The organism is Hymenobacter sp. BT730 (assembly GCF_030542105.1).
Lineage (GTDB): Bacteria > Bacteroidota > Bacteroidia > Cytophagales > Hymenobacteraceae > Hymenobacter.
The window spans coordinates 44289-50492 of the sequence record NZ_JAUOFB010000011.1 but is presented as its reverse complement, the minus strand read 5'-3'; the positions used below and the strand labels follow the sequence as shown (position 1 = coordinate 50492).

Genomic DNA, 6204 nt, shown 5'->3' with positions numbered 1-6204 from the left:
ATACCTAATCTTATGTAAAGGGAAATTTCTGAGAAGGGAAGCTATTAATCTTTTGCCTACTCTTGCCAGAAAGTACAAACCATGTGGTACCAACTAGCCGAAGATTATAAAGCCATAGAAGCCGTGTATGGGCCAGAGATGCCGGCGTTGCAAGGTGGACTACTTCATGAAGTCAACTTTGAATTTAATGGCTATACGCAGGTGGTTATTCGCTTCAGTCCACTGAATTCCCCGTCTAAACCACCATTGAAGTGGACTGCCAACGGCTTCAATACGGTCTCCATCTCTTTACGCCGAATCAACATCAAAGCAGCAAGCTTACAAGGGGCAACATTTTGCAGGCACTGCGACATTACGCTTGTTCGAAGGGCAGAACATTTAGTGTTGAAAGTAGAGGCGCCAGAGCTGCAGCTAACGATAGAATTTGAATGGCTATTCGTGGACAAAATATCAGCTTATTAGTCCGATAAGTAAACGTTACGTTCAGCTTGGCTGTGTTAGGAGACTAGACGAGCACCTCTATGCCCGCTTCCCGATACTGGGCCAGTAAGGCCGGGGACGCGCGGGCATCGGTAATCAAGGTGTCGACCAGGGTGAGGGGCGCGAACTGGAAGTATTTTTCTTGCTCTAATTTACTCGCATCACACAGCAGGTATACGTGGCTGGCTGCTCCGGCCACTGCCAGGCTAATGGCGGCTTCCGCTTCGCTGTTCGCGCTCAACCCACGCTGCAGCGAGAGCCCGTCCACTCCTAGAAAGGCTTTGTCCACGCGGTAGCGCTTCAGCTGCTCCACCGCCACGGTGCCGTGCATCGCCTGGCGCTCGGCATCCACCTCCCCACCGGCGAGCACGACCTGCACGGCCGACCCCACCAACTCGAAGAGTACGGGCAGCGAATTTGTGACCACGCGAATCGCCAGGTGGCGGATGAGTGGGCAGAGGGGGAAAGTGGTGCTGCCGCAGTCGATGAAAATCGTATCCCCCGCCGCAATCTGCGCGGCGGCCCGCTGACAGATAGCCGCTTTCTCGGCGGCATACACCGTCGATTTGCGGGTGAAGGCCACCGGATTCCGCACCACACTCGGGAGCACAGCCCCGCCGTGGGTGCGCACGACCAACCCCTCGGCTGCCAGCTGCGCTAAATCCCGGCGAATCGTAAGGGGAGTAGTCTGTAACTGCTGGGCGGCGGGCGCCACTTCCAGGCTGCCGTGCTGGGCCAAGGCGGCCAACAAATACTGCTTGCGCAATGGAGAATTCATGGGTTTGCTGTTACTTGCTCCTATACAATCACAAAGAAACATACTCGAACACAAACGAACAATCGAATTAATATGAACGAACGCATTCGCCTGCAAAAACCTGAAGTATTGTCCGATAACTGGTACACGCTGCGCAAATTCACCTTTGCGTACCAGCGCAAAAATGGCACTTGGGAAACCCAGTCACGCGAAGCCTACGACCGGGGCAACGGGGCCACCATTTTGCTGCACCACCCGGCGGCCGACACGGTTATTCTGACCCGGCAGTTTCGGCTGCCCACCTTCGTCAATGGCCATCCGACGGGGCTGCTGATTGAAACCTGCGCCGGGCTGCTGGACGACGAGCACCCCGACGTGGCCATCCTGCGCGAGACAGAAGAGGAAACCGGTTACCGGCTGACGGCAGTGCAAAAAGTCATGGAAGCCTACATGAGTCCCGGTTCGGTGACCGAGCGCTTGTACTTCTACCTGGCCGAATACTCCCCACTCACCGAGCAACGGGGTGGGGGCGGCATCGAGGAAGAAGAAATTGAGATCCTGGAGCTGCCGCTGTCCCAGGCCCTGGCGATGGTGGCCACCGGCGAAATTCAAGATGGCAAGACTATTATGCTCTTGCAGTATTTACGCCTGCAGCAGCTGACCGCGGCCCTGGCCTGAGGAGAAAGCGATTGCGCCAAGCGTACGGGTCGCAGAACCGAGCCACTCGCCGCTATCCAAGTCCGATAAGTCGAATTATGCTAAGTGCCTTCTTGTGAACTTCTCCATTTTCGTCCGATCAGGCACCATGCGGGCCCGTTACCGTCTACAAGCCCGCTGCCATGCTGATAGGGCGCCTGCTGCAGGCCGATCCGAGCTACCCAAGCATACAAAAAGGACCGGCGTCAGACGCCGGTCCTTTTTGTATGCTTGCATTAAGAGCTTATGCCACTGCTAGGCGCATGGCCTGACCAACTGCTGAGCCGCCTATTTAACAACGTTGGCCAAGCGAGCATAGTTTAGCTCCTGAATAAGTACGCCGGCACTTGACTTCACTTTGAGTTTGGTGAGCGGCTCATGGGGGAAGTAGAGTTCGGTTAACACGGTCAGACCATTATCAGCGAACAGCTCAACGGAGGAAGCATCAAACAGCAGCGTCAGATCAGCCCCCGGTGTTACCGCCCGACGGGGCCCGGCGTGACGGCCCGGAAACTTGTCGCTGAAAGCGACCATTCCGGACTTGCTCCGGTCTATGTAGTAGGCATTGGCTTTCTGATCATAGCCGATAACCAGCTCATCGCCCCGGCTATTGGACAGGATAAGGGAAAAGTCCTTCAGCAGCTTGGTGCTGAGCTTGAGCTGGAACTTGTCGCCTAGGTTAGGCAGCTTGCTGCTCAGGTCAAGCTCCTTCAGCACGGCCAGCTTTTGCAGCTTCACACTGCCGGTCTGCAGTGCCTGGCTTACTTCCTTCACGGGCTGCGAGGTAAGCCACAGATCCGCGCCCACTTGGCGCAGAGCCAGCTCCCGGGGTACCGTCATGGCATTGCGCCAGGGAGAGGTAGGGACCTGGTTGGCGTATTCCCAATTGCTCATCCAACCTTGGAAAATGCGCCGCGCGCCGGTGTTATTATAGGTGACACCCGCATAATCATCCTTGCCATAATCCACCCACTTAGTTTGGGTGTCAGCGGGCGTAAAAGTCTTGCCATCAAACTGCCCGATAAAGTACTGGGTGGCCGAGCCGCTGTTGGGGCCGCCGGGATTTATGCTCACCAGCAGCACCCAGTGGGTTTTACCTTCCAGGGTGAGGGGAAACAGATCGGGGCATTCCCATACCCCGCCGTGGGCACCCAGCTTTTCGCCAAACTCACTTTCCTTAGTCCACTCTTTCAGGTTGGGAGAGGAGAAAAAGGTGATGCGGTCCTTGGTGGCCAGGGTCATCACCCACTTTTTGCTGGGGGCATGCCAGCTTACTTTTGGGTCGCGGAAGTCCGGAATGCCGGGGTTGTTTAGCACCGGGTTGCCCTCGTACTTGGTCCAGGTCTTGCCCTCATCCAGGCTGTAAGCCAGGCTCTGGTACTGGTGCTTGTTGGTTTTCTTCTTTTCCTCCTCGGCGTTGTGGTGCGTGAAGATGGCCACCAGGGGCACCTGCCCGTTTTTGCCGAAGCCGGAGGTGTTGTTTTCATCCACCACCGCGCTGCCGGAGAAAATCCAGCCCAACTTATCCGGGAACAGGGCAATGGGCTGCTCCTGCCAGTGCACCAGGTCGGGGCTGGTGGCGTGGCCCCAGTGCATGGGGCCCCACTCCATACCGTCGGGGTAGTGCTGGAAGAACAGGTGATAGGTGCCCTTGTAGTACACCATCCCATTGGGGTCGTTCATCCACATTCTGGCCGGGCTGAAGTGGTAGGCCGGGCGGAACTGGGGCGTGGCCGGGGGTATGGCCGGCTTGGCAGCCGGCGTCTGGGCCTGGCTTATCTGAACCGTTAAAGCCAGGGACAGGGCTAACAGGAGGCAGTTTTTCATGGGATACTGGAAAGGAAGTACAAAGAGGATAAGGAGCAGGCCAGGGAGCTTTAAAGTGCGGCGCGCTCCTGCAGCAAATTGCGCACATCAGCCGCACTAATGACCGGCGTGGCCCCCAGGTGGGTAGCCACCAGCGCGCCGGTAGCGCAGGCAAACCGCAGGTTCTCGCCCGGCTCCTGCCCGGCCAGCCAGCCTTTCAGCAGGGCCGCCAGAAAGGCGTCGCCGCTGCCAATGGTGTCTTTTACCTCGACGGCAACGCCCGGGGCGCGATATAACTGTTCGTTGGTCCAGAGCAGGGCCCCGTCGGCGCCGCAGGTAACGCACACGCCTTGCAGGTCGAAGCGGGCGGCCAGCCACTGCATGGCGGCGGCGGGGTCGGTTTCCTCCCCAAACCAGCTCATGATTTCCGCCAGCTCGTGGTGGTTCATCTTCACCAGGTCGGCTTTGCCCAGCAGGTATTTCACTACTTCCCTGGTATAGTGAGGCGGGCGCATGTTCACGTCAAAGACCCGGAACCTTGCGTGCTCCAGCAGGCGGTAGAGGGTTTCGCGGGTGGCCAGGCTGCGGGCCGCCAGGCTGCCGTACACAAACATATCGGCCTGTGCTACCAGCTCGTCCAGGGCCGGGTCGTGCTGAATGTAGTCCCAGGCCACGGGGTGCACAATTTTATACGTTACCTCGTTGGCATCATCCACATTCGCCTTTACCACCCCGGTAAGGTGCGTTTTGCCCAGCTGCACATAATCGGGCCGAATGCCTTTGGAGGTCACAAATTCCACCAGCTCGGTGCCCAGCTCGTCGTCGCCCACCCGGGTGATGAGCTGCGCGGGCACGCCCAGCTGATTCAGGTGCACGGCCACGTTGAAGGGCGCGCCGCCGGGCTGCTTTCCCGTGGGCAGCACGTCCCAGAGGATTTCGCCGAAACAAACTATTTTCTTCTCATTAGGCATAACCTGTGGCTGTCAGTTGATGAAAAAAGGGCGTCATCCCGAGCGGGGGTTTAGCACCTTAGGGGCTGATGCAGTAATCTGTTTTCCGTCCCGGTAAGGTTTATCAACTACTCTCGCTACGACGCTTAGTGGGAAGTTTAGTGGATGACCAGCGTTTTTTCCAGCTGCTCCAGGGAGGTGCCTTTCGTTTCCGGCATGAAGCGCCATACAAAAATGAGCTGAAGCACCATCATCAGGCAGAAAAACAGGAAGGTATGCCCGCCGCCCAGCTTCTCGGCAAAATAGGGAAAGGTGAAGGCAATGATAGAGGCCATAACCCAGTGGGTGGAAGAGCCCAGGGCCTGACCTTTGGCCCGCACGGTATTGGGGAAGATTTCGGAGATGAATACCCAGATAACTGCTCCCTGCGAGAAGGCGAAGAAGGCTATGTACACAAAGAGCAGTACCGGCACCATCATGCCCCCAAACTGCTGCAGGTAGAAGGCGCGGGACACCAGCCCCAGCGTGGCAATCAGCCCAAACGAGCCAATGAGCATGAGCTTGCGGCGCCCGAACCGGTCAATGAAGTTCATAGCCAGCAGCGTAAACAGGAAGTTGATCAGGCCGATACCGGCCGAGGAAAGCAGCGCAGAGCCTTTACCTAGACCCGTCATCTCAAAAATGCGCGGGGCGTAGTAGATAATGGCGTTGATACCGGATACTTGGTTGAAGACAGCGAACAGCACCGCCAGCATCACTGGGGTGCGGTATTGGCGGGCAAAGAGCGACTCGCCCCCGCCGGCTTCATCCAGGGCGTTGGCCGTCAGAATACTGTTTACATCCTGGTCGGCCGTGGTCGGATCTATACGGTTCAGAATGGCCCGCGCTTCTTCCACACGCCCGCGGCCCAGCAGCCAGCGGGGGCTTTCCGGTACCCGAAACAGCAGCAGGAAGAACGCCAGCGCCGGCAGGGCCTGCACGCCCAGCATCCAGCGCCAGTCATTTTCGCCGACGCCAGTCAGCAGGTAGTTGGAGAGGTAGGCTATCAGAATGCCAAAGACAATGTTGAACTGGAACATGGCCACCATGCGGCCCCGGCGGGCGGCCGGCGACACCTCCGAGATGTACAGGGGAGCCGTAACGGAGGATGCACCTACGCCCAGGCCACCCAGGAAACGGAACACCAAGAAGGCCACCCAGCTGGAGGTAAGGGCGGCGCCTAAAGCCGATACTAGATAAAGGACGGCAATGATGATGAGGGTTTTGCGGCGCCCCAGCTTATCGGAAGGCAGGCCGCCGAACACCGCCCCGAATACGGTGCCCACCAGGGCAATGGCAATGGTAAAGCCGTGCTCCACCGTGCTCAGGCCCCAGAGCTGCTGAATGGCCTTCTCCGCCCCGGAAATCACGGCTGTATCAAAGCCGAACAAAAAGCCCCCCAGGGCAACCACCAGGGACCAGAAAAAGACGTTGCTGTTTTTCACCGCGGTATTTCGATGCGGAAGGTGGGCTGCT

Annotated in this window: 6 protein-coding genes; 2 read left to right on the top strand and 4 right to left on the bottom strand. The window is 57.9% G+C overall.

Annotated features, from left to right (window positions below; genetic code table 11):
- Positions 1 to 81: 81 nt before the first annotated feature.
- Positions 82 to 462, top strand: coding sequence for an Imm50 family immunity protein (locus Q4G72_RS17515; protein ID WP_303312729.1), 381 nt, complete (start codon positions 82 to 84; stop codon positions 460 to 462).
- 43 nt (positions 463 to 505) lie between these two features.
- Here the strand turns inward: Q4G72_RS17515 and Q4G72_RS17510 are convergent, their stop codons facing one another.
- The gene (locus Q4G72_RS17510; protein ID WP_368409016.1) at positions 506 to 1312 is read right to left on the bottom strand and encodes a DeoR/GlpR family DNA-binding transcription regulator; all 807 of its coding nucleotides are present in this window, start codon (positions 1310 to 1312) and stop codon (positions 506 to 508) included.
- An 18-nt stretch (positions 1313 to 1330) separates the two neighbouring features.
- On the opposite strand from Q4G72_RS17510, the gene nudK reads away from it, so the two are divergent.
- Entirely contained in the window at positions 1331 to 1915 is a 585-nt protein-coding gene (nudK, locus tag Q4G72_RS17505; RefSeq protein ID WP_303312728.1) for a GDP-mannose pyrophosphatase NudK, read from the top strand.
- Between the two features lie 306 nt (positions 1916 to 2221).
- Here the strand turns inward: nudK and Q4G72_RS17500 are convergent, their stop codons facing one another.
- The 3 genes from Q4G72_RS17500 to Q4G72_RS17490 form a co-directional block, all read right to left on the bottom strand.
- Positions 2222 to 3760 (bottom strand): glycoside hydrolase family 32 protein, encoded by a 1539-nt coding sequence (locus Q4G72_RS17500; protein WP_303312727.1) that lies wholly within the window; start codon positions 3758 to 3760, stop codon positions 2222 to 2224.
- 50 nt (positions 3761 to 3810) lie between these two features.
- The gene (locus Q4G72_RS17495; protein ID WP_303312726.1) at positions 3811 to 4710 is read right to left on the bottom strand and encodes a carbohydrate kinase family protein; all 900 of its coding nucleotides are present in this window, start codon (positions 4708 to 4710) and stop codon (positions 3811 to 3813) included.
- Positions 4711 to 4847: 137 nt separating this feature from the next.
- A complete protein-coding gene (locus Q4G72_RS17490; protein WP_303312725.1) occupies positions 4848 to 6173 on the bottom strand; it encodes a sugar porter family MFS transporter in 1326 nt (441 codons plus the stop codon).
- Positions 6174 to 6204 lie beyond the last annotated feature (31 nt).